Below are 23,813 nucleotides of genomic sequence, written 5' to 3' on the forward strand. Positions count from 1 at the left end.
TATGAGTAATGTGGTTAATCACCTTTCTTGTTCTTTTGTTCAAGGATTAACGATAACAGGCGAACGAGCAGGGACTGAGCTTCCGGTGAGAGCAATCGCGCCACGGCCGTTAAGTCATTTGCTGTGACATGCTGAACATCACGTACATCTAAGGCAATATCTAGGTCAGTCAAATGAAGCGAACGCAATATGGCACGATATTGTGAGAGTTTAAGATCGGACTCTCCGCGCTCGATCCTTTGATATGTTTTTACGCTCATTCCAGCGATGTTTGCCATTTGCTCACGGGAGAGGCCATTCGATTTTCGTCTTGCGATCAGTGCTTGAATTATAGGGTCTACCTGCATGTGCTCTCCTGAAAGGACAGTTTTGACCTAAACGGAGCAAGAAGTGGACCAGTTTAACCACCACATATTTACCTGCTTTGCAATCAGTATAAAAATAACTGTCTTATAAAAACGTAAATATTTTAGTCAGTTATTAACTCAATGGAAAAGTATCAATCATACAAATCAATAGAAACGAAAGCTTCTATTCGCAAAATGCAACGCATTTTAGATCATTTATTTAGTGAAATTGATCAGCAACATCGTGAGACTAAAGAGAATGTTGTGACACTGATTCAACAGTCACAACAGCGATTGATGAACTACAAAGAGCTTTACCTTCACAAAGAATCGATAAGTGAAGTAGAGCTGCGGATGGCGCATGAAAACATGAGTGAGACTGAGAAGCAGGTCGCCGATATGGGTATTCCAGTGTTAACTTATATCATTGGCGCGCTAGATAAAGCGTATTAACACAGTCGTAAAGTCGGGCGATACAAGATTTACGCAATTTCGATCAATTGATGACATCTAAAGGAAAGGATGCAAATGCTGGGGAACCACACCCAGCATTCGGACACTCATTTACCTATATTTTCGAACCGTAAATCAGTGTTTAGAGGTATGTGAACCGAACGTGTCGGTACGCAGCGAATAATAGCGATATTGTCCGATCTAGGCTACGTCCTCGGAATCTAACACCTTCACTTAAACTGTAAATTAATCTGTACACCCAGCCAAATTGAGCCATTGAGCACGTTCTTCCTTCTCTTCAAGCGATAAAAGACTAATTAGTGACGAAAAAAACAACACATCTTAGGTAAAAGATAAGAGTTGTTAAAATATATCGCTATAAGATTGACCTTTTGCTTTTCAATCGTCCTGCTTATGCCTTACAATCTTTTCGAACCAAATCCATTCATAACGAATGGGGTTGATGAATTAAAATGAACAATTTTGCTTCGAACCCAAAGTTGCGCACATTTCATCAACGATGACATCGCCAAAAACGACTCTCAAGTGTTCATGTGCAAATGATTAACCACCTTTTGTTGCGTGTTTTCTTAGCCATACAGGGCTCTTGTAACATAGTGCTCTTGTAACCAAATTTTGACTAAGTCGGAGCGTTTTGTTGTGTGCTTTAGATAAAGCACAACTGGTGAGAAATTAACGGATTGAATTTAGAGGTATTAACCGTGAACCTAAAACTTGTCGGTAGCTCCCTGATCGTTGCAGGTACTGCTCTTGGCGCTGGTATGCTTGCTATACCAATGGTGCTTGCTCAATTTGGCCTCCTTTGGGGCACTCTTCTTATGTTGTTCATCTGGGCTGGAACGACTTATGCTGCGCTGCTCCTTCTTGAAGCCAGTTGTAAAGTAGGTGGTGGTGTGAGCATGAATGCAATTGCTCGCGAAACGCTTGGTAAAGGAGGCCAGTTGGTAACCAACAGCTTGCTTTACGCCCTGTTAGTTTGTCTATTAATGGCTTACATCATTGGTGCGGGTGATCTCGTACAAAAAGTAACAGCCTCATTTGGGCTTCCAACATCTACGATCTCAAGCCAAGTCGGTTTTACTCTTTTAGTTGGTATCATTGTTTCGGCAGGTACAGGGGTAGTAGATAAGCTGAATCGCGGTTTGTTCCTAGGCATGATCGTAGCGCTGATCCTGACACTTTTTGCGCTTGCACCAAGCGTCTCGTTTGAAGGACTTGATGAGGTTGTGAGCGACGATAAAATGGCACTTATCAAAACCAGTTCGGTGCTTTTCACCAGTTTCGGTTTTATGGTCGTGATCCCATCGCTTGTAACTTACAACAAAGAAGCGAGTAAAACACAGCTGCGTAATATGATTATCGTGGGCTCAACTATTCCGCTTGTTTGTTACCTATTATGGTTGTTAGCGGTTGTCGGCAATCTACCACCTCATGAGCTTGTTCAATACTCCAACGTAACAGAGTTGATCTCGGTACTAGGTCAGCAATACGAGGGCTTAGAGTTCATCCTATCCATGTTTACTGGTTTGGCACTACTAACGTCGTTCTTAGGTGTTGCAATGGCGCTATACGATCAAAATGCAGACCTACTGAAAGCAAGTAAGCCAGTGATTTTTGTTACTACTTTTGTGCTACCACTATTAGGTGCTGTATTTGCGCCAGAACACTTCCTAGCTATTCTCAGCTACGCGGGGATTATTCTTGTGTTTCTCGCGGTCTTTGTTCCATTATCAATGACCATGAAAGTGCGTCGAGTGCCGGTAGAAGATGACAATATTTATGAAGCTGGTGGCGGCGCAATGGGAATGAGCATGATCTTCCTATTCGGCTGTTTCTTGCTGTTTGCCCAAGCAGTATAAAATCACGCTAGCTTATTTAAAAACTGAGCCGCTCGTAGTCAAACGGGCGGCTTTTTTGTATTCATAGCCGAACCCAGGCCACTCGAAGTCATCAGCATTTGTGATGTTTGACGTTTCTCTGATAATCACGGTTAGCGCTGACTTTTTAGTAAAACTCCTTAGCGAAAGGCTGACATGTACAGTGATTCACCCTTCTATTATATCGATGTTGATATGAATAAGAGGCTCTGTTGTGTCAAAGCAATTATCTTTTGCCATGGTTGGCGTTATGTTGTCTTTAGGTGTGTTGAGTACAGAAGCGGTGGCTGACCCGAAGCATAAGCATGGACATCGGTACGATCACCATCATGCGCATCACCACCATCATAAACACAATCGCAAGCACAAGCATAAACACAAACATCGTGACGTTATTTATGTGGAGACCAGACGACCAAGGCGCAGTTACTATTACCATGACCGAATTCCTCGGAATAGTACCTACATAAAGATTGGAGATTTCACTTATCTAAAAGTGGACGACCGTTATTATCGCCGTTCTAATGATCGCTATATCCATGTCGAGTTCAATTAAACTTGAAAGGGCACATAGTCGGCGTTCTTGTAATGTTGAGCTTAATAGCAACAACATGTCACATGTAACATCGACCAATACTAGGGTTGAGGGTTAAAAACAAAAACAGCGAGCCGGTGCTCGCTGCTTTTGCTTAGATGAGTGTTAGACAGTAAATCTATTTAAGATTTGATCTTGTTTATGTACATCTTCTTGTTGCGCCTGCATCGCGTCGTTGGTTCGATTTGCCGATTCGGCGACTTGAGTCGATAGGTCTTTAATATTCACCGTATTGTTGTTGATCTCTTCAGCGACAAGGCTTTGCTCTTCCGCTGCTGAGGCAATTTGCAAGTTCATATCGGAAATACGCTGAATCGCGTCACGAATGCATTGTAACGCACTATTTGCTAAATCCGCTTTTTCAACGGCCTCTATAGCACTACCTTTGCTTTGATGCATGGCATTTGCCACAGAAGAAGCGCCAGATTGTAGTTGCTCAATCATAGTACGAATCTCTGTTGTCGACTCTTGAGTACGTTGTGCCAGTGTACGGACTTCATCTGCAACAACGGCGAAGCCTCGGCCAGATTCTCCCGCACGTGCAGCCTCGATTGCGGCATTCAACGCGAGTAAGTTCGTTTGGTCCGCAATATCGTTGATGACTTTTAGAATCGTTTCGATATTGGCGGTAGCAGATTCCAACACTTGTACTTCTTCGACTGCAAGGTCAATGCTATCGGAAAGCATGTTTATCGTTTGTGTCGATTCACCAACGATAGAAGACCCCTCAACCGTTGCTTGGTCGGCTTCTTTGGCTGCACTTGCCGCACCTTGCGCATTATTAGCAACCTCTGTCGCGGTGACAGACATCTCATGCATCGCGGTAGCAAGTTGTTCTAGCTCTTGCAGTTGAGTGTGAATTGCGCCTGCCGAGTCTTTTGCGCCCTCAGCGGTGATTTGAGTTCCGTTTAAAATTTGATCAGAAATACGTTTCGACTCAATGATTTGCTGTTGTAAGTTCTCCATGAACGTATTGAAGTTTGTGGCAAGCTCAGAAAACTCTTGGTCAGTATCTGTTTCGAGGCGTTGTGTAAGGTCGCCTTTCCCTGATGCTACATCTTTAATCGCATTGTTTAGCGTGTCCAAAGGACGCATGAGAGTGCGAATCAACAGAGTTAGGGCGATAATAGATGCAATCACGGCAATGATTGAATAAATAATAGCGTTGTTACGAAGCTCTCCTACGGCAGAATAGGCAACAGCTTCATCGATCACCGAACCTACGTACCAGTTCTCGCCAGGAATGTGAGTCAGGTTAACCATGTAGCGGTTGCCATCAATCTCAACATGTTGTGCTGATTGCGTAAGTTCGATTTGCGGGAGGTAGCTACCGACTTTCTCACCGTTGTATTTACTTTGAGGGTGAGCAATGGTTGTGCCATCAGCGGTGACCAGAAATAAGTAACCAGCATCAAACAGATTCACTTGGTTGACCAGATCTGAAAGGGTAGTTAATTCGAGGTCATAAAACATACCGGCTAAAAACTGGCCATTTTCTTTTACTGGTGTACCAACAGAGATGATAACGTTTTTCGAAGACGCATCGACGTACGGATCGGTTACGACCAAATCGCCTTTGCTCTTAGCTGCAATAAACCAAGGACGCTGACGTGGGTCGTAGTCTGGACCCGCATCCCAGCCGTCGTCATTTTCAATCACAAAGCCATTACTTTCATAACCAAAACCGATGGCAAGGAAGCTGCTTTTTGGTGTGGGTCTTTCAAGTATGTTTTGAACATAGCTATGTGAACTGGGGTCAAGCTCAATCACTTCAGTAATGGAGCGAGCGAGATCCTTCTTTGCATTCATTTCTGATTGCACAGTGTTACCAACACTGGTCAATATCTCGTTGACACTTGAGTCGATTTGCTCCTGAGTTTGGGAGCGGATGGTCATAACTTGTTGTGTCGACAATAACGATACGGTAATTAGCAGCAAAAATGAAGAGGCTGTGACAACCTTATGTCTGAATTTCATGAGCTTTCCTCTGATTCTCCCGGTTGGTTCCACTTTGCTTTCGCCTCTTTTAAACCGAGCGAATTGGGCATAAAGAGAAACCTATTGTGTTTGGTTATATTTTTATCGACATCTTTGTCAAAAACATGAACTCATTTGTCGTCTTTTTTAACTAAATTTAAACAAACCGACAATTTACGTTAAAACTTGTGAGTGTGATCATGTTTGCGAGCTCGATTAATGAAATCTTCATAATGAAAAGAATTGCTTAACAAACAGTGGTATCAACTGGTTTTACAGGTGAGGTGATGAAAATTTTGTTGGTGCTGACAGGTATTTTGTTTAAGTTTTGTCTTTGTAAATTATGAGTTTTTTACTAAAAGCCTAATGTGGACGGAGTTTTAGGTATAAAAAAGGCCCCGACGATGCGGAGCCTTTGTTAATTGACGTCTCGATTTTAGAAAATAAGATGAGCAACGCCAGCAATCACAGGTAACGTGATTAGCGTACGTAAAATGAAGATTACGAAGAGCTCTACAATGTTTACTGGAATTTTGCTGCCTAACAGTAGGGCACCTACTTCCGACATGTAGATAAGCTGAGTTACTGACATTGCCGCAATAACAAAACGTGTCATTTCGTTATCGATTGAGGCCGCTAAAATTGCTGGAATAAACATATCCGCAAAGCCAACAACGATTGTCTGTGATGCTGCAACAGCTTCAGGGACTTGCAGTAGCTCTAGGTATGGGATAAACGGTTGACCCAGAATTGCAAATACAGGCGTGTATTCTGCAATCACCAATGCAACGGTACCAAGACCCATAACTACAGGTAGTACGCCAAATACCATGTCGACTGCGTTGTGTACGCCTTCTTTAAATACAGACTGAACCGATGTGACTTGACCAGCACGCTTAAGAGCTAGATCCATACCCCAAGAGAATGTGGTGTGGCCTTCTGGCACTGCATCTGCGTCTTTATCTGGGTTGCTGCCGTCAATGTAGCGATCTTTCTTCAGACTAAGCGGAGGCAGGCGAGGAATGATAATCGCAGCTACGATACCAGCTAGACAGATAGCGCCGTAGAAAGGCAAAAATAAGTGCTCTAGTTTTACCTGAGCGATAACAACTAAGCTAAACGTGATCGATACTGCTGAGAAAGTGGTCCCGACAACAGCCGCTTCACGCTGAGTGTAGAACTTATTTTCGTATTGCTTGCTGGTTAGCAAGATACCAACACTTCCGTCGCCTAACCAAGATGCCATACAGTCAATTGCACTGCGGCCAGGTAGGTTGAATACCGGACGCATTATTTTACTGAGTAACGCACCAAATAGCTCCAGAAGACCGAAGTTCAAAAGAAGCGGAAGCAGTAAACCCGCGAAAATGAAAACGGCAAACAGAGTAGGTAGGAGACCAGTAAGAACAAGCCCGCCAGTGTTCTCTTCCCAAATTGCTTTTGGACCCACTTGGAAAAACGTCATTAACACGGCAGCGCCGCCGATTAAACGAACAACGAGCCAAAGTGGAGATGGGTTGAAGAGACCGTTTAAAAAACCATTACGTAAAATTGCAGCTGGCTTAAAAATTTTGCAAAGAACAGAAGCAACGGCCATGAAAGCGATGATACTGGTGACGATAGCAATCAAGGTATCGCCTAACACCGCTGGGATGACTTTTGCCATCACGGCAACGGGAATGGTTAGGCCGCCATCGTAAGAGATCGGAGCCATAAAGAGTAGAAGACCAATTAGGGAAGGGATGAAAAACATCCAAAAGTTGCCCTTAGGAGCTTCAGTAGCATTAGTGGTGTTATGCATAGTTGTCTCGTGTTACTACTAGTCAATACTTGCCATTTCCATGACATAAATATTCACTAAACATCCGTATTTAATCACAGTTTTGCGGAGGGTACCCGCAAACTGCATCCATTGCAATACTATTCATTAAATACATCTAGTTATTCAGCCGATTTGTCGGGTAATTGGTCAAATAACGTCTAAGTGTATGCGAATATGTTGCTTGTGTTAGAAAATTGTAGCACGAGAGGCGAATTGCGCAGTGAATTATGGGGCGCATTGTGACTGGAATAATAAAATGGTAAACAAATGTGATTTTGATCTAACTAACTTCTTTGCCAGAAATTCAGTTAGCCTTATCTATTTTAAGGTTTTTAGTGGTGTCAAAATACCGTTCAGCGTTTCTTGTACCGTTGCAGTGTGAACCTATTGAGCCAAATCCGATTGAAGCATGTCGCTTCAATCGGATCGAAATTTTATGCTTTTTGTTGACGGCTAAGTATGTATAGGTAACTCCAGTAAATCAGAGCTGTAGAAAAAGCCAATATTGCTGGGAAAACCAGCGTATATAAACCATATACCGTAAATAGAGCCGCTCCCGCGACGCCGCCAAACAAAAAGCCAAAGAAAATGAATAGGAATAATTTTGCTTTACGTCGGTCAAATTGACGACCTCTCAAGCTCTCTCCAATCATAATCCCTAGATCGGTGATGATTCCGGTCATATGTGTGGTTCTGACTACTGCGCCGCTAAACGTGGTGATCATTGCGTTTTGTAATCCACATGCTGCTGATGCTAGATATTGGCCGTACAAATCCCCTTGCACCAAAAAGCCCAAGCTGAGTAAGAGTAAGCTTCCTTCTATGCACAGTGCAACACCATATCTTCGTCCTAGCTTTAACGCACTGCTTTCAATAAAAAAGCCGCTAAAGGCAGCGCCAATCAAAAAGCTAAATACGATGAAGAGCAGGTGAATGGAGCTATCCACACCTGTTAGCAAGCTGTTCCCTAGCTGAGTTACGGTTCCCGAAAGATGAGTTATCGCTTGGTGTTGAAAGCCGAGAAGACCAACGGCGTTGACGCAGCCCGCGAGAAGAGCTAGTAGAAACGCACCATATTCCACCCAACGAGGAAGTCTGGAAATCACAATAAACCCCCACCAAATATTAGGAGCCGATTATAACGCTCACACCGAGTTACGAAACCCTTTACAGTAAAACTCGATTGATCATTCTCAAAAAAATCTCACTTATAGGGTGTTTGTCCGAGCCAAAGTAAATATGTGAACGTGGATTGCCCGCTAGCAGATGTGTTCCGTTGTGCATTCGAAACTCACCCACCCGTGTTTCATTTGTTCATAGACTGAAACGGTAGGTTGGTGGAACTCTTTATCGGTAAATAGACCGACGGGAATGATCATGATTTCTGGGTATGCAGCAACGAACAACCTCATTGTCGTGCCGCAGGATGGACAAAAGTCATACTGAACCTCACTGCCATCATCGCCAATTCGGGTATAGCTAGTGACTTCACCGTTTAAAGTGACGTGCTCTTTTTCAAAGCGAGCTTGTACCCCAAAAACACTGCCAGTTCGTTTTTGGCATTCGAAGCAATGGCAGACAGACGTGTGGGTGGGCTCTCCCTTACAACGGATCTCAACTAAACCGCAGGCGCACTCGCATGTATGAATGGTTTTTGTCATCGTGATTACCTATTTGTCCCAATACACCAATACACCAATACACCAATAGACCTAGAGCACAGAGCTTGTGTCACTAGCTCGTTATGAGCTCTGGACTTGAAACTATTTGGATACAATCAGTTTAGTTTAATTTTGAAACACTTGAAGAGGTGAAATCATTTGGGTATACAATGGTATACTCGCTTTTCGTTTATACCTTGAAACAAGGAAGCCTTCATGACTCACAAAAAAATCCTGCCGATACCACTTATTCTACTTATTCCAATCGTTTTATTAGTTGTGGTTGTGATCGCAGGTGTTTATCGTTTTAGTTTGTCTGATGACGAGATCATGGCTAAGTTTCCTCAAACAGAAGTAGAAACTAACGTTATTGTGCAAGAGACGCTTGGTATCACTGCACGTAATCCTTGGACGATACAAGTCCCCGAGCAGGGTGCGGTCACTTTTCTTGATGAGTGGGATAAAGAAAACGGCTATTTGATAGGTGACTATGATGCAGGTGCGACGAAAGGTCAGGTACTTGTCCCAACTGCGTCGATTAGTCAGCGTGAGATTGAAGGTGTTTCATGGGTTGTTGCACCGATGATTGTAACGACACAAGGTAGCGGTTCGTTTAACTATGTTGGCTTGTTCAAGTTTGACCCCGTGCCGAGCCGAGTTGTACTTTTAGACAGTATTTTTGTTGGTGACCGCGTGAAATTTACTCAGCTCGAATGGAAAAGTGATACAACTATCACGCTTTCATATTTAGCGCACGGTGACGATCAAGCAATGGCAGACACGCCAAATCAATTCAATTCATCCACATTACAGCGTGTAGGGAATAACTTACATATGCAACAGTGATGAATTTTTTTTGAGTTCTGTAAAAATTCAGTATTTTCTGCGCTAGATCTCGAAATTTCCTAGTGATTTCTTATTCGGGAATGCATAAGCTATGAGCCTTGTTTGAAAGGAGATAGTAATTCCCGTGTCTACAAATGAAATTACAAGACGGTTGCCGAATCTGACAAGTCGTAGAGCGCTGCTGTTATACTCCTTGCCAGTTTTAGTTGCGATTGGTGTTTCTCACTCTCTCAAAGAGTCATCTTTAACCAAAACCATCGCATTGAACCTACCTGAATCTCAGGTCGTTGAAAAAATTCTTGATGCGACAACTGCCGAAGTTGTCACTCCCCCGAACTTCGAATATCAAATCCAAGCAGGTGACAACCTAAGCACTATTTTTAGTCAGCTCGGTTTCGGTTACAGCTCGTTAATGAAAGTAATGGAAACGGATTTGAACTACTTGGCACTTGATACACTTAAGCCGGGCAATACGCTCCGTTTCTGGCGTGATGATGCGACAGGCGAGTTAGCGAAAATGGAACTGCAATTTTCTATTGCAGATAAAGTGGTCTACAAGCTGAATAGTGATGGTAGCTATGACTTTACTGATATTTCCATTCCTGGCGTGTGGAGCCAAGAACCTTTAGTTGGCGTTATTCAAGGCAGTTTTTCTTCTTCTGCGAGTCGTTTAGGTTTAACGTCGGCGGAAGTGAGTCAAGTCGTAAGCTTACTCAAAGAACAACTTAATTTTGGACGTGATCTTCGTGCAGGTGATCGATTTGAAGTTGTTCGCCGCTCACAAAGCATCAATGGTGTACCAACAGGTAAGAACGAAATTGAGGCGATTAAGATTTATAATCGCGGCCGCGAGATCACCGCTTACCTTCATACTGATGGTCAATTCTACAATGCCAAAGGTGAAAGCTTACAGCGCGCATTCCAGCGTTACCCTGTAAGTAGTCGTTGGCGTATCAGTTCTGGCTTCAATCCTAATCGTTTACATCCAGTAACGGGGCGTGTTGCGCCGCACAACGGCACTGACTTTGCTGTACCAACCGGTACACCAGTCGTTTCTACTGGTGATGGTACAGTGATCATGACTCGTAAACACCCATATGCGGGTAACTACGTGGTTGTTGAGCACGGCAGCAAATACAAAACCCGTTACTTACACCTAAGTAAGATTTTGGTGAAGAAAGGGCAAAAGGTTTCTCGAGGCCAGCGTATCGGTCTTTCTGGTAAAACAGGTCGAGTGACTGGGCCACACCTTCACTATGAGTTGATTGAATATGGCCGTCCAGTTAACGCTATGCGAGCAAATATCCCAATGGCGAGTTCTGTTCCTAAGAAAGAGATGGCTACTTTTGTCGCGAACAGAGATGAAATGGATAGACTATTACGCGATAAAGAGAAAGCAGTGCTGTAATAAAGTACTTCGCTTAAAAAACAAAAAGAGACTAAGCATAGCTTGGTCTCTTTTACTTTGTGCATTAACTAGATTTGAATTCTATGACAGCAGTCTGTTCAGTACGTTAGGCACTCCGCACTTCACGTTCATTTATCAGGTGTACGATTTCTTCAACACTGTGTGGACGAGAGTAAAAATAACCTTGGATGTAGTGGCAGCCCATTTCAATTAACTTTTGTAGTGCTCTATCGTCTTCTACGCCTTCGGCAATCAAATCCACATCAAGCAGCTCTGCCAATTGCGCTATCAAAAACACTACTTGTTCAGAGGTTGTATTTGAGAGCATGTTCTGCACAAAGGTAGCATCGATTTTGATGCTATCAATCGGATAATTGTGTATATAGTTCAAGCTTGAGTATCCCGTACCAAAATCATCCAGTGCGACTTTAAAACCCAAGTATCGCAACGAGTTAAGTACCATCTGTTCACGGCCACTTTGTGAGAGTAAGACGGTCTCGGTGAGCTCTATAACAAAGTCTTTTGCTTCGTGCTGATACTTTTCAACCATGTTGGTTAAGTGATTAATATAACGGTTGGAATCAACCAGCTCATACGCTGAGCAATTGATGGAGAGTTTGACTTTATAGCCTAGGTTCGCTTCGAGTTCTTGCTTTGCGATACACGCGAGTTCAATAATCCGTTCACCTAACTCGATAATCAGGCCTGATTGTTCGGCAGCTTCAATGAACTCCGCTGGAGAGATATTTCCATAGATATTGCTATTCCAACGAGTCAAAATTTCAAAGTAATTCCAGCGGTCGCTCGTGATATCAACGATCGGTTGAACCACTACATACAACTCATCGCTGTCTTGTATATCAGTACTTAGCTGGATTCGCATTGCCTCAATAAGCTGCGTCCTACGGTGGTATAACGCACTAAGGTGTGTGTCGTAATGCTGAATCCGTGTATCGCGGTGTTTTTTACAATCTTTGAGAGCGAGACTGGCATTCAAAATCAGCTCATCGCTGTTCAACATATGTACTGGGGCACGTGCAATACCAATACTAACGGTGAAAGAAATCCGGTTAGATTTGTCGCTGTAGCCGCTTTCAATTTTGTCGAGTACTTCCTGACACACGGCGACAGGATCTTCGTCGTACGTGATGAAGGCGAATTCATCTCCTGCAACACGGAACGCATTGTTTGGCGACGACAAGCTCTGTTGAATGGCGTTAGCTGTGAACTTAATGATTTGGTCGCCGATATAGTTTCCGTTGATATCATTGATCGATTTGAAATTATCGATATCAAGATACGCCAAACTGAATGGGCGAGTCGCCTGCTGCGTTAATGTCTCCAAGGTATCAGCTAAACAGCTACGGTTGAGCAGTCCAGTTAGGTTATCATGCGATACCTCATAGCTAAGCTGATTAAGAAGCTTATCTGAACGTTCACTGACCCACTTTTCACGTAAGCTATGAATAATGACATTGGCATAAAATCGGTGGAAGTCGAGGATATCTTGCGCTTCTTTCGCGTGGATGCTTCGGGTAAAGGTAGACAGTAAAATTCCCAGAACTTCGCCATTTTGTGTCTTCAATGGCAGGCCAATGTAAGCTTGAATGCCATCTTCTTGAAACATCTGATCTTCAGGAAAACGCTTGTATACCTGGTCTTGATAGAAAATATGTTCGCCAATGTCTTTCGCCACTTTTTCACAGGGGGTGCCTGAAAGGTGGTAGCTTAGGTTGTCTGTAATTTTTCCATTGCTGGCGAAGGAAATGGTATGAGCCGAATGCTGAAGATGCGCAACTTCTACGACGCAAGTGCAATGGCTCTGCAAGTGTTGATGAATATCTAGCGTGACTCGGTTTAGCTGAGCCGTGCCGTTTAGCTTCAATATCTCATCAATTTTGTGGAAACTGATTTGTACCTGACCCATTGAGCATTTCACCTAGCGTTGTTATTAACATATCGTGTAAGACACGACGAATTATTATTTGATATGCATCAAATAAACTATCGGTTACTAAGGCAGATTTTTCAAATTTTGTGAACGAACAAATCATTATTTTCATGTTTTTATGCTTGAACCTTTTAAAGCTATAGCGATAAAAACGCTAAGCTAGGCGCGCTTCTCCTCTTCCAATCGTGATTTGAGATAATCGAGGAACAGCTTAGTTCGGGTATGCTGATAATCCAGCTTTGGATAGTAGGCATATACAGTGGCTTTATCCGCTGTGATATCGGGCAGGATAGGGACTAACGCGCCGGATTTGAGATCATCTTTGATCATGACGTTGTTCGTCATCAAAATACCCATGCCTCTTTTGGCACCATGAAACAGCGCTTCTGGGTTGGTCGTGGCAAAGTTACCGGACAAGCTGATACGTTTGCCTCGATTTGTTTTGATTTCTCGTGAGGGTTTTTCTCCCCAAATCAGGACATTATGCTCTGTCAGATCCTCAACGCATTGTGGTGTGCCATATTTCTTTAGGTAACTAGGCGCGGCGTAAAACTGGGCTTTATGTTCGAAAAGTGCAGTAGCTTTGAAACTTAGAGAGTTCAGTTGCTCTAATTCCCGGCTAATAAACAGGTCTAAGCTTAGCTCTGGCAATTGGCCTGGTAGCGTTGTTGTTAATTGAAGTGTGATGTCTGGATATTTATCAAGAAAATCATCAAGATAATGAACTAGAAACTTGGAACCAACGGCCAGCGTTGCCCCAATTTTTAATAGCCCCGCTGGTGATTGGTTGACTGAGCGAGTTTCATCTAATACCGATTGCCATGAATCAAGCTGACTTTTTGCTCGTTGATAAAACAGCGCACCAGCTTCAGTTTGGCTAATTGAGCGGGTCGTACGTTTGAGTAGTTGAACGCCAATTTTATCTTCTAGCCATTGAACTCGCTTACTGATAGCTGAGCTGGTGGTATTGAGTTTCCGCGCTGCGGCATTAAAGCTACCTTCTTCGACCACACGAATATAACTCTTCACGCTTTGAATCCAGTCCATTGTATCTCCTTGGGAATTAATTCCTTTCCAACTTAGCTGATTATCATCTTTGAGTATCAAATATACACTGTTTGCCATCAATCTGTCACAAAGTAGGAGGAACGTTTGCGTAAAACACCATTGTTATTAGCGATGATGATCATTGCCACAGGCCAAGTTGGCGTTAGTATTTATCTTCCTTCTTTGCCATTGATTGGTCATGACTTGAATTTGCCGCAACATTCGATTCAGAATCTCGTCACGCTATTTCTCGTTGGCTTCGGTATCTCTCAGCTTTTTTACGGCCCATTGTCTGATGCGATTGGTCGTCGGCCAGTGTTTATTCTGGGGCAAAGTGTATATCTAGTTGGTACGGTTATTTGCATCGCGTTTTCGGACAACATTGTTGCCCTTGAAGCGGGACGGTTACTGCAAGGCCTAGGAGCGGGCAGCGCTTCGGTACTTGGTCGGTCAGTACTGCGTGATAGTTATGACGGTATGCAATTAACCAAAGCGCTATCTTATATTTCAGTCACTGCTTCAGTGATGCCAATTATTGCTCCGCTGTTTGGTGGCTGGATTGCTTTTCACCTGAGTTGGCATGCTGTCTTCGTGTTTGTACTGATTTACTTAATGGCAATTTTTACACTTGGTTTATTGGTGCTGCCAGAAACGCTGCCTTATCCGAAGAGAAAATTTAAAGTAGGCGAAGTAAGCGCGAACTATTTGCGTCTGTTAACGAATACACAAGTGATTGGTAGTGCGAGCTACAACTGGCTTAGTTATTTATCGGCTCTGGTTACGCTCTCCTTGTATCCATTTTTAATGCAACAAGAGTTAGGATTAACGGCGGCAGATTACGGCTCTTTGATGATCATACCGTCAGTTGGTTTGCTGACGGGTAGCTTAGTGCTGAATTTGATCAATGCTCGTTACAAAGCTCAGCAAATCTTGCTGATGAGTTTCGCGATTGTTGCTGTTGCTGGCTTCATGTTGTTGGTTACCCCCTTCAGTGTATTTTCATTGCTGACGGCATTCACGTGTTTAAGTTTTGCCCAAGGCATGTCATTCCCAGTATCGATTAGTTTGCTACTCTCGCCACATAAGCAACAGGCAGGCGCGGTTTCTGCGTTATCTGGCTCTATTCAAATGTGTTTAGCAGGTTTGTTTGGTGGGTACTTAGTAGACTCATGGGTTACGAATCAGCAGCAGCTTGGGGTGTTTTATTTGTTTATTGCGTTACTTTCTTGCTTTGTTCTTGTACTAAGCCAATTTCGTAAAGTGCCAGAAGGGACGGTTCAAGCAGAAACTTCTATCTGAATATACTTGCAACCAGAAGGTCGGCTTTCTAAAATGCGCAGCTAAATTAAGTCTGGCTTGTTGTGTATACTGAATGACTTGGTTTGAAAGGAAGAGGGCGAACCTTGATACTTCTCTCAAGCTTGGAATACATTTCTGCCCAATGGCTATCCGATCTCTAATCGTTAGGTGAAAGAATGCAACAAAACGAATTTGAAACACTGGTAAAAGAAATTACTCAGCAAGAAAGCATGCCAAAGGCACTTGAAATCTTGAAGGCGTGTGAGGAAGAAGAAGTTGCACAAGCGGCACAATCCCTAACGGGTCAGTTTGGTCTTGCAGAAGTTGATGGCGAGAAACGTATTTACCATATTACCACTCAAGAAGACGAGTCCGGAGAAGAGCAAGAATACGTAGAGCACGTCATGAATGAAGGCGATCACTTGATCAAGTTTGCTGCGTGGTTCTTTGAAACATTCTTTGAAATCAAACAGAAAGATACGTACGTCGCAGCGGGTAAAACATACCAACAACCTAAGCGATAGACGCTCATTTCAAAAAATCCACGAAAACTAAACTGAAAGTTAATTACAAAATAAATGTGACTGGAGTCTTGTTTTTATCTAATTGTGGTGTAAAATTACAACATAGTTAAGTCAATACATTCAGGAGAAGGTCATGGGTAACGAACTTGGTGGTGCTTATATTGGCCAGATGATTGCAAAAGACGCGATGCACAAAGCGCTTTACGGTAAAGCGAAGAAGAAAAAAGCTTCTGTTTTTGCTCGTGTTATTAAAAAACTGGCGAAATAATTTAAAAAGCCCTGATTGAAAAATCAGGGCTTTTTGCTTTTCTCTGTTTTGTTGTTAGTAAGTAGCCAACATATTGCACAACATTGGCAAACGCTACTCAAAGGCTGATGACATTTAAATCTAGAATTACGCGGATTGGCTTGGTATCTCCACAACATTATTAGGCACTTTATCTAGCCCCTTTGCTGATAACCACTTTTCTAAATTGTCAGCGCCTCCAATATATTTTCCATCTAACCAGATTTGCGGCACTGTTACCGGTGTTTTTTCGCCAATGATGGCTTTTACTTCAGGAATCATGCGGTATAAGGCGGCGCTGTCTTTAACTACATCACGGTACTCATACTGAACACCAGCCTCGTCAAGTAATTGTTTGGCTTTGACACAGTAAGGGCAAGTTGCTTTACCATAAACAATGTTGCCTTTTAGCTCATCGCGTTTTACCCACTCAGCAATAACAGACTGTACAAGCACACCCCGATTCAATGCTTCTCCTTGGCTGATAACTTTCCCTTCGACAAGAAGAATGGGTGCATGCCAAGCCCCCGCTTTTAATGGTTCCCACCAGTGCGATAACCAATCTTTTACTTCAAGTTCAACGGGCACATCGGCTAGTTCGTTTTCAAAAGTATCCTTTAAAATATCTTTGGTTAATGTACATTCACCACAAGGAATATTGACTTTGAATGGGCCCCAACTACCAGCCCAGCGATACAGTGTAATTTTGATTGGTTGACTCATATGGGTTCCTCATTTCCTTTCCTGAAAATATAGAACTTTTAAATTAGATTTTTCTTTCAACTAACTTTGTCTTTTTCGCTTCCCAATGCGTAATAAACGCAATAGATGCAATAATAATCGCAGCACCTAACCATAAACGACCAGGAGGCACCCAACCAAACACCAACCAACCAGCAACAACATTCAAAGGCAGTTTGGCGTGATCAAATGGTTGCACAAATGAGGCGTCTGCTACTGCATATGCTTTAACGATAGCCCATTGAGCGAGTGCTGTAAGTGCACCTGCGGCTAAAAGCACACCCCATATCGTCCACGTATCTGGCATAGTAAACGTCGGTATCGCTAACAAGATATTAAATGGCGTTATCAGCAGTAATAAATAGACAACCATGGTTGAAGGCGGATCGTTTACCGACATTTTTTTAACCATTAATGAATACGCTGCCCAGAAAAATGCGGCGCCAACAGGGAGCAGGGTCGCCCATGTAAATGAGTCTGCCCAAGGCTCAAGAATGATCATGGCACCAACAAACCCCGTCAATGTAGCGAGCCAGCGTGCAGTACCTACTTTCTCTTTGAGTAACAAGCCAGAACCAACTGTGGCAAATAACGGGGAGGTCATGAGAAGTGCAATACCTTGCCAAATTGGAACTGGGTAAGCGAGAGCCCATAACCAAAGTTGAATCCCGATAACAGAGAGAAAAATGCGGAATGCATGCCAGCCAAAGTGTTGGGTTCTTAAAGAACGTCTAATCCCAAGTGTACGTAGGTAGGGCAGAATAACAAATAAGGCGATTGCATATTGGAATAACGCAAATGTGGTGGAGGAGACACCAAAGTTGATGCTAGCAATTTGGGCGAAGCTGTTCACTATGGCGAATGCCAAGCCAGCTGTTAGCATCCAGGACGCACCTTGAACAGGATGATGATTCAATTGAAAAATTCCAGTTTGATAGAGGTGGCGGGATCATACGTCCTATTGTTTTTCGCGCCAATAAAAAAATGCCTCCCAGAGGGAGGCGACATTACCAATTCAAAGGACGTGCCTGTTATAACAGGTACAAAGAACGAGAAGCACAAACGCTGCCATGCATTTGCATAAATAATATTGCAGAACACGTGCCAACTTTTATATATTTGATTTTAAATGGTTTTTTGGTTTTTCTATGTTGTCGATTAGATGAAATGCACTAACTTAGTGATCAATCGCATTAAAAGAGGGCAGAAGTAGGCGTCGTTACGCTCGTTTTTCATTGCTGAGCGATGCTTGGATAGTGTGAAAACTTATCGAGTTGTGTTGGGTTACATAAAAAATGGCCAGCAAAGGTGCTGGCCAAGTGGACTCGCTCTTAGGACAAGAGTGAATTAGAAATCGTAACGTACGCCTAGGCGCAGTGTATCTTCGCCTTCTGTTACTAGACCTGTTGTTGCATCTTTTGCTTCATCAAGTTGGTTGATGTAGTAAGACAGGTAAGTACGGAAGTTGCTGTTTAGTTTGTAGTAACCAACAAGCTCGATACCTTCAACGGTGTCGTACTTTGAACCGTTGTCTGGATCATTCTCTTGAGCTGTGTATAGAGCTGCAAGTGTCACTTTGCTTGCTACTTTGTAGCTTGCGACTAGCTCGTAAGCCGTAAAGTCTTCAGAGTCAGTCAGGGAACCTTGAGAATAAGTACCTGCTAGGTAAAGGTTGTCCATCGAGTAAGCGATACCACCTAGAATTTGATCTTCAGAGTTATCTTTATCTACATCGCCACCAGAGTATGCAAGACCAAAGTCGAGGCCCATTGGTAGTGAGTACATTCCAGAGATGCCGTATTTATCTTCGTTATCGCTAGAGTTTGCTTGGTAGGTTGCTTGAAGTTGTAGTGCATCAAACGCACCACGGTATGCGAAAACGCTGTCTTGCTTATCAGAAGACGAATCAATAACTTGCTGAACACCAGAGAATTCAGTGATATCCGTCATGTCAGAGATGATGACTGCAGCCATGTCTTGACGACCTACAGAGAAAGCACCGATATCAGAGTCGACGCCTGCATACATGTAGCGGTTTTTGAATTCACTCTTGCCCGTTTTTTGTTCGGCTTCGTAAACACCGAAAGCAGAAAGGCCGTTGCCGATGTCTGTTTTACCTTTTAGGTTAAGACGAGCACGGCTTTTATCTTCCATAGAACCTTCAACTTCAGCACCGTCTGAACCGATGAAGTCACCACGAAACTCAACGCGGCCGCCAACTTTTAATTCAGTACCGTCGTTTTTGTATACAGTTGCTGCGAATGATGGTGCTGATACCAATGCTGTAAGAATTGCAGTAGTTAGTGCTGCCTTTTTCATTTTCTTATTACCCTAGTTGTAATCGATGGGCTTTCTTGCCCGATGTGTTGATGACGCTAAGGTAAAGGCTGAAAATGAAAGATAGATTTCTGTTAAGTTATGATTTGATTGCACTTTTATTGCTGGCGAGAATAAGTGCCCCTTCTCATACCACTTATAAAAAGAAAGGTTTATCTTTTTTGAGGTTTTTTCCTCTCCGTTGAAGACTGTGTTTTTTTCAAAAAGTTCCTGAATTGTTTCTTGACCCTAAATGTAAGTAAACATTTCAATTTGGCAGGGAAGTTTGGCCTAAAAATAGCGAATCATCAGCTATTTGTGAGCTAACTCTCTCTAAAGCATTTCTTATTGTAAGGTTTTTATTTCTCGATTTCTTGAAGGCTAAGTAAACGATTGCTTTTTAGGTTTTGTCTGAGATCTTTTCACTCGGTTGTCAGGAACTAATCAAATAAAGTGTCGGCAGTTGTTACACAAAGGTAAAACTAATCTGGTGGAAACGATGCCTCGGATAGCCTTTGTATTCCTCTCTTTGTTCATCATTTCGTTTTTACGAAAGTGAACCAAAGCCGGGTCTAAAACTGACTAACCAACTAATAAGTAATGGATTTAGAAATGAATAAAAAATTATTAGCAGCGGCAATCGCGGCAGCAACCTTCGGTACTCAATCAGTTGCAGTGGAACTATATAATAACGATGGCACAACATTTTCGATGGGCGGCCACGTTTCTGTTAATTTAAATGGATCAGAGCAAGGTGACACGGATGTGGGTACTAACTCTCCTCGTATCAATATCTCTGCGACACAGGATTTGGGTAATGGCTTCACCGCAGACGCACGTGGTGAATGGGCGCTAAACTACTTAGACGGTGGTGAAGAGTCGTTTAAAACTCGTCTAGGTTACTTAGGTATAACTCATGAGGTTTATGGTCGTGCAGTAGGTGGTACGCAATGGTCACCTTACTACGATGTCGCAGGTATTGCAGATATGCCAATCGCGTTTGCCAACGACTTCATCTATGACGATCATGGAAACCTTGGCACTGGCCGTGCGGATAAAATGCTTTCTTACCGTAATGCCATCGAGTTGGGTGAAGCGGGTGTGATCAACTTTGGTCTTGGTTGGCAGGGTGCAAACGATGATTACACGCGCAACGATGCTGGAGTTATAACTGGCGGTGCTAAATACGATGACCGTGTGCAAGCTGCGCTTTCTTACTCAATCATGGGCGCTAAAATCGGTTATTCATACAATGGCGGTGATTTCCAGCACCCTGCATATGCAGGTAAGCACACGGCGGAATCACACGTTGTATCAGCATCTTACGGTGCGTACGGCCAAGGCCTATTCCTTGCTGCGGTTTATGGTTCAAACGAAAACATGAACTTCAGTGCAAAAGGCGACCGTTTAGAAGAAAGTGATGTGTACGAAGCGATCATCGCATACGCTCTGGCGAACAGCCTAAACTTGAGTGTTAACTATGAGATGGTGGAAGGTAAAGAGTTTAAGAGCTCTAAAACAGAAACTGCTCGTGAAGAAATGGCACTACAAGCAGAATATAACTTCACGCCTAAATTTGTTGGTTACGCGGGTTACCAGTTTGACCTAAATGACGACAATGGTCGTGAAACTGATGACAAATGGGCGTTAGGTGCTCGTTACTACCTATAATAGGGTTTAGCGAGAACTATTATTCAAGCTCATTGATCTAAAGCCAGCCTCGTGCTGGCTTTTTTGTCTATTTGTTTTACAAATACTTTGCTGTTTCAATTAGATGATACAAAACTCAAAACGGGGTGAATGTCTTATTTTTTACACTAGAGGTTGCTATTTAGTGTCGTTAAGTCAATAGGTTAGATTATGATGGGATTTTTGTTTTGCAGGGAAGAATGATGAGTGTTATTCAAGTTGAAGAAAAGAAAGTAGAAGTGGGTAAAGTGCTTTGTGTTGGACGAAATTACGTTGAACATATTCATGAGCTTAATAATGCAATGCCTGAGCAAATGGTGGTATTTAATAAACCCGCAACTTCCGTATCAACAACTCTGCGTTCATTCCATCAAGAGCCCCTTCATTATGAGGCTGAAATCTGCTTTTTGATCAAGGATGGACGTTATTCAGCGGTTGGTTTGGGATTGGATCTGACCAAGCGTGGTTTGCAATCCTCGCTTAAAAATCAGGGGTTGCCGTGGGAGCGAGCTAAGGCATTTGATGGCTCTGCTGTGTTTAGTCGGTTTGTCTCTTTGGATAACATTGATATCAATGATCTTAACCTTGAGCTCTTAATCAACTGTGTTCGTGTACAAAAAGGTCACGTTAACCAAATGCTCTATCCGCCGCTAACTATCCTGGATGAATTAACCAGTTACACAACACTTCAAGATGGCGATGTAGTGATGACCGGTACACCAAAGGGCGTTGGTGAGGTACATGAAGGTGACATCTTCCTTGGTCGATTAAAGTGTGGCGATGTCACCTTGTTGGAGATTGAGTGGTTGGCGGATTAAAGCCAAATTCGTAGAACGAGAAATACCACCATACTGATAACCGTCGTTAAAAGAACATTTTTAGTAAAATACGCGATTAAAGCAGCCAGTACGGCAGCCAGTAAAAATGGGTTTTGCACATTGACGCTGAGCTCCCCATCGGGAATGAAAACGATAGGTGCCCAGATCGCAGTCAGTACTGCGGGGCTAGCGTAATTGAGTACTTTTTGAGTGCGCGTCCCTAATCGCAATGGTAGCTTGGGTTCTAAAAACAAGTAGCGGCTGGTGAAAACAAGTACCGTCATCAGCAAAATAGCCAACATGATCATTAGCGTTTCTCCTTTACTTGTTCCACAAAGTAACCAGTAAGCATGGCTAAAATGCTTGAAATCATCAAACTTCCCTCAATTTGATAATAGGTTAGGGCAACTGAGCTCACCAAAGCCACAATAACACTCGCGAGCACTGCTGCATTTTTAATGGTGGGTACTACTATCGCGATAAAAGTTGCGGCTACAGCAAATTCCAAACCCATTTCGTTCAGTTCAGGGATTAGACTTCCCGCAATAATGCCCGTCAATGTCGCGACATTCCAAAACAGGTAAAAACTCAGACCAGCCCCAAGTGCATACCAGCGATTAAACTGTTTATCGGAATGGTGGCCTACAATCGCAAACAGCTCGTCAGTAAGTAAGAAGCCGAGTGATAATCGCCATTTTAGAGGGAGCGGTGCAATTTTACTGCGCATCGATACACTGTAGAGGAAGTGTCGAGAGGTGATAAAAAACGTTGTCAGTAACATGGTCACTAGACCTGCTCCCGTTTTAATCATTCCCATCGCGACGAGCTGTGCAGAACCTGCGAACAAAATGGCGGATAGTGCTTGCCCTTCCAAAGGGTGAAGCCCAGTATCAATTGCGAATGAGCCTGCGAGTAAGCCCCAAGGGAGCACTGCGATACTCAGAGGCATCATCGCAAGTGTACCTTGCCAAAATAGCGTGGCTTTTGATTCTTTTTGTAACTGCAAAGAGTGGTCCATAGTTTCTTCTTATTTATTCCTAAATCAGATTACCAAGATAGCTCGGTAGTGGCATAACGCCTTGTACAATATTGCTGCTTTAGCTGTGACGGACGTATTGGCCGGGAGTGACGCCCATGGCTTTTTTAAAGTGTCGATGCAGATGGCTTTGATCATGGAAGCCGCATTCTTGTGCCACGTCTGAAATTTTTTGTCCCATTTTTAGTAGCTTCTTCGCCATACGTAAACGTTGCTGAATTTGATAGGCATGAGGCGGAAAGCCAAATTGCTTTTGAAACTCTCTCAGCAGATGAAAAGGGCTTAATCCAGACAGTTTCGCGAGTTCTTCTAGTGAGACGTCCGTTTGTGGAAAGTCTTCCAAAAATTCTCTGACTAGCTGCACTTGTCGCTGAGCTCTGGTTGACTCTTTCAGTGGTGTCCGATGAGTGCTGTGTTTACTGGCTAGCTTGATCAACGTGCCGTAAACCAAAGTTTCTCTCAATAAACGGTTGTCTGATTTTTCTAGTGTTTCAAATACCAGTCGTAACTGACTAGCCAGCTCAGGATCGTAAACCACAGGTTGAGGGAAATAGGGCAGAGCTACATTTGGTGAGCCAAGCTCTTGTCCTAAAGTTTGAAACTGCTGAGGTACGGGGTACATTGCTTTGTATTCCCAGCCGCCTTCCGAGGCTGAATGCCCGTTGTGTACTTCATCTGCATTAACAAGGATGATGCTGTCCTGTGGCGCGATATGATTCCCGCCCGTCCTAAAAAATTGTTGTGCCCCTTTTTCGATGACACCAATAGTGTAACCTTCGTGGCTATGGCGTGAAAAATTCTGCTTCTCATACTTTGCATCGAGAAGCTCTAAACCTCCGAGCTCTTGAGCTATCTTGAAGGTAGCGATTTCCTTATTCTTTTCTTTCATCTTTATCCGGTCTGCTCAAGAAAATCATTTTAGAAGTGTAACGGATCCATCGTGCTTATTTTTGTACAAAATTGCTATTCGATTTTGATAAACAGGCGAATTGATTGCTATTTTTCACATGGGCAAACTATGATTTTTATTTTTTGAATTATCTTGGCTATTTTGGGCTGGATGATGTCATTTTGTTGGTATAACATTCGCCGCCTTGTT

The 23,813-nt window shown here is 43.1% G+C and carries 23 protein-coding genes; 10 read left to right on the top strand and 13 right to left on the bottom strand.

Annotation, left to right across the window (positions count from 1 at the left end; translation table 11 throughout):
* Nucleotides 1–14 precede the first annotated feature (14 nt).
* Nucleotides 15–347, bottom strand: a complete 333-nt coding sequence (locus R7P69_RS03000; RefSeq protein ID WP_005375470.1) for a helix-turn-helix transcriptional regulator — start codon at nt 345–347, stop codon at nt 15–17.
* A 141-nt stretch (nt 348–488) separates the two neighbouring features.
* On the opposite strand from R7P69_RS03000, the gene R7P69_RS03005 reads away from it, so the two are divergent.
* From R7P69_RS03005 to R7P69_RS03015, 3 genes are all read left to right on the top strand, one after another.
* Nucleotides 489–800, top strand: a complete 312-nt coding sequence (locus R7P69_RS03005) for a hypothetical protein (RefSeq protein ID WP_005375472.1) — start codon at nt 489–491, stop codon at nt 798–800.
* Between the two features lie 722 nt (nt 801–1,522).
* Entirely contained in the window at nt 1,523–2,680 is a 1,158-nt protein-coding gene (locus tag R7P69_RS03010) for an amino acid permease (RefSeq protein ID WP_053303777.1), read from the top strand.
* A gap of 232 nt (nt 2,681–2,912) precedes the next feature.
* Complete coding sequence (locus R7P69_RS03015; protein ID WP_081007912.1) at nt 2,913–3,254, top strand: hypothetical protein; 342 nt, start codon at nt 2,913–2,915, stop codon at nt 3,252–3,254.
* Nucleotides 3,255–3,398: 144 nt separating this feature from the next.
* On the opposite strand, the gene R7P69_RS03020 is transcribed toward R7P69_RS03015, so the two are convergent.
* The 4 genes from R7P69_RS03020 to R7P69_RS03035 all read right to left on the bottom strand — a co-directional run bounded on the left by R7P69_RS03020 (nt 3,399) and on the right by R7P69_RS03035 (nt 8,753).
* Nucleotides 3,399–5,270: a methyl-accepting chemotaxis protein gene (locus R7P69_RS03020; protein WP_171342517.1), complete on the bottom strand. Its 1,872-nt coding sequence runs from the start codon at nt 5,268–5,270 to the stop codon at nt 3,399–3,401.
* 436 nt (nt 5,271–5,706) lie between these two features.
* Nucleotides 5,707–7,071 carry a YjiH family protein gene (locus tag R7P69_RS03025; protein WP_017635848.1) on the bottom strand — a complete coding sequence of 455 codons (1,365 nt, stop codon included), beginning with the start codon at nt 7,069–7,071 and terminating at the stop codon, nt 5,707–5,709.
* Between the two features lie 455 nt (nt 7,072–7,526).
* A complete protein-coding gene (locus R7P69_RS03030) occupies nt 7,527–8,198 on the bottom strand; it encodes a YoaK family protein (RefSeq protein ID WP_005375484.1) in 672 nt (223 codons plus the stop codon).
* A gap of 153 nt (nt 8,199–8,351) precedes the next feature.
* Nucleotides 8,352–8,753, bottom strand: a complete 402-nt coding sequence (locus R7P69_RS03035) for a GFA family protein (RefSeq protein WP_025768472.1) — start codon at nt 8,751–8,753, stop codon at nt 8,352–8,354.
* A 216-nt stretch (nt 8,754–8,969) separates the two neighbouring features.
* On the opposite strand from R7P69_RS03035, the gene R7P69_RS03040 reads away from it, so the two are divergent.
* Nucleotides 8,970–9,599, top strand: a complete 630-nt coding sequence (locus tag R7P69_RS03040; RefSeq protein WP_017635850.1) for a hypothetical protein — start codon at nt 8,970–8,972, stop codon at nt 9,597–9,599.
* A 124-nt stretch (nt 9,600–9,723) separates the two neighbouring features.
* Complete coding sequence (locus R7P69_RS03045) at nt 9,724–11,007, top strand: peptidoglycan DD-metalloendopeptidase family protein (protein WP_025768471.1); 1,284 nt, start codon at nt 9,724–9,726, stop codon at nt 11,005–11,007.
* 106 nt (nt 11,008–11,113) lie between these two features.
* Here R7P69_RS03045 and R7P69_RS03050 read toward each other — a convergent pair whose 3' ends face one another.
* Entirely contained in the window at nt 11,114–12,934 is a 1,821-nt protein-coding gene (locus R7P69_RS03050) for a putative bifunctional diguanylate cyclase/phosphodiesterase (protein ID WP_005375494.1), read from the bottom strand.
* Nucleotides 12,935–13,117: 183 nt separating this feature from the next.
* Entirely contained in the window at nt 13,118–14,005 is an 888-nt protein-coding gene (locus tag R7P69_RS03055; RefSeq protein WP_025768470.1) for a LysR family transcriptional regulator, read from the bottom strand.
* Between the two features lie 105 nt (nt 14,006–14,110).
* Here R7P69_RS03055 and R7P69_RS03060 point away from each other — a divergent pair, with 105 nt between their 5' ends.
* The 3 genes from R7P69_RS03060 to R7P69_RS03070 all read left to right on the top strand — a co-directional run bounded on the left by R7P69_RS03060 (nt 14,111) and on the right by R7P69_RS03070 (nt 16,096).
* Entirely contained in the window at nt 14,111–15,304 is a 1,194-nt protein-coding gene (locus tag R7P69_RS03060) for a multidrug effflux MFS transporter (protein WP_017821607.1), read from the top strand.
* Nucleotides 15,305–15,480: 176 nt separating this feature from the next.
* Entirely contained in the window at nt 15,481–15,828 is a 348-nt protein-coding gene (locus R7P69_RS03065; RefSeq protein WP_005375501.1) for a hypothetical protein, read from the top strand.
* Between the two features lie 133 nt (nt 15,829–15,961).
* The gene (locus tag R7P69_RS03070) at nt 15,962–16,096 is read left to right on the top strand and encodes a hypothetical protein (protein ID WP_017635854.1); all 135 of its coding nucleotides are present in this window, start codon (nt 15,962–15,964) and stop codon (nt 16,094–16,096) included.
* A gap of 126 nt (nt 16,097–16,222) precedes the next feature.
* Here the strand turns inward: R7P69_RS03070 and R7P69_RS03075 are convergent, their stop codons facing one another.
* The 3 genes from R7P69_RS03075 to R7P69_RS03085 form a co-directional block, all read right to left on the bottom strand.
* The gene (locus R7P69_RS03075; RefSeq protein WP_017635855.1) at nt 16,223–16,837 is read right to left on the bottom strand and encodes a glutaredoxin domain-containing protein; all 615 of its coding nucleotides are present in this window, start codon (nt 16,835–16,837) and stop codon (nt 16,223–16,225) included.
* A 43-nt stretch (nt 16,838–16,880) separates the two neighbouring features.
* Nucleotides 16,881–17,738, bottom strand: a complete 858-nt coding sequence (locus R7P69_RS03080; protein WP_005375542.1) for a DMT family transporter — start codon at nt 17,736–17,738, stop codon at nt 16,881–16,883.
* 464 nt (nt 17,739–18,202) lie between these two features.
* Nucleotides 18,203–19,174: a porin gene (locus tag R7P69_RS03085; RefSeq protein WP_005375535.1), complete on the bottom strand. Its 972-nt coding sequence runs from the start codon at nt 19,172–19,174 to the stop codon at nt 18,203–18,205.
* A gap of 609 nt (nt 19,175–19,783) precedes the next feature.
* Between R7P69_RS03085 and R7P69_RS03090 the strand changes: the two genes are divergently transcribed.
* Nucleotides 19,784–20,842: a porin gene (locus tag R7P69_RS03090; protein WP_238952541.1), complete on the top strand. Its 1,059-nt coding sequence runs from the start codon at nt 19,784–19,786 to the stop codon at nt 20,840–20,842.
* A gap of 221 nt (nt 20,843–21,063) precedes the next feature.
* The gene (locus tag R7P69_RS03095; RefSeq protein WP_017635857.1) at nt 21,064–21,678 is read left to right on the top strand and encodes a fumarylacetoacetate hydrolase family protein; all 615 of its coding nucleotides are present in this window, start codon (nt 21,064–21,066) and stop codon (nt 21,676–21,678) included.
* Here the strand turns inward: R7P69_RS03095 and R7P69_RS03100 are convergent.
* From R7P69_RS03100 to R7P69_RS03110, 3 genes are all read right to left on the bottom strand, one after another.
* Nucleotides 21,675–21,986: an AzlD domain-containing protein gene (locus R7P69_RS03100; protein WP_005385193.1), complete on the bottom strand. Its 312-nt coding sequence runs from the start codon at nt 21,984–21,986 to the stop codon at nt 21,675–21,677. The two genes, R7P69_RS03095 and R7P69_RS03100, sit on opposite strands and share 4 nt — an antisense overlap.
* Nucleotides 21,986–22,696, bottom strand: coding sequence for an AzlC family ABC transporter permease (locus R7P69_RS03105; RefSeq protein WP_053307845.1), 711 nt, complete (start codon nt 22,694–22,696; stop codon nt 21,986–21,988). The genes R7P69_RS03100 and R7P69_RS03105 overlap by 1 nt, the downstream gene beginning before the upstream one ends.
* A gap of 79 nt (nt 22,697–22,775) precedes the next feature.
* The gene (locus R7P69_RS03110) at nt 22,776–23,603 is read right to left on the bottom strand and encodes an AraC family transcriptional regulator (RefSeq protein WP_086047289.1); all 828 of its coding nucleotides are present in this window, start codon (nt 23,601–23,603) and stop codon (nt 22,776–22,778) included.
* Between the last annotated feature and the right edge of the window lie 210 nt (nt 23,604–23,813).

The organism is Vibrio sp. 661, assembly GCF_033339315.1.
GTDB lineage: Bacteria > Pseudomonadota > Gammaproteobacteria > Enterobacterales > Vibrionaceae > Vibrio > Vibrio alginolyticus.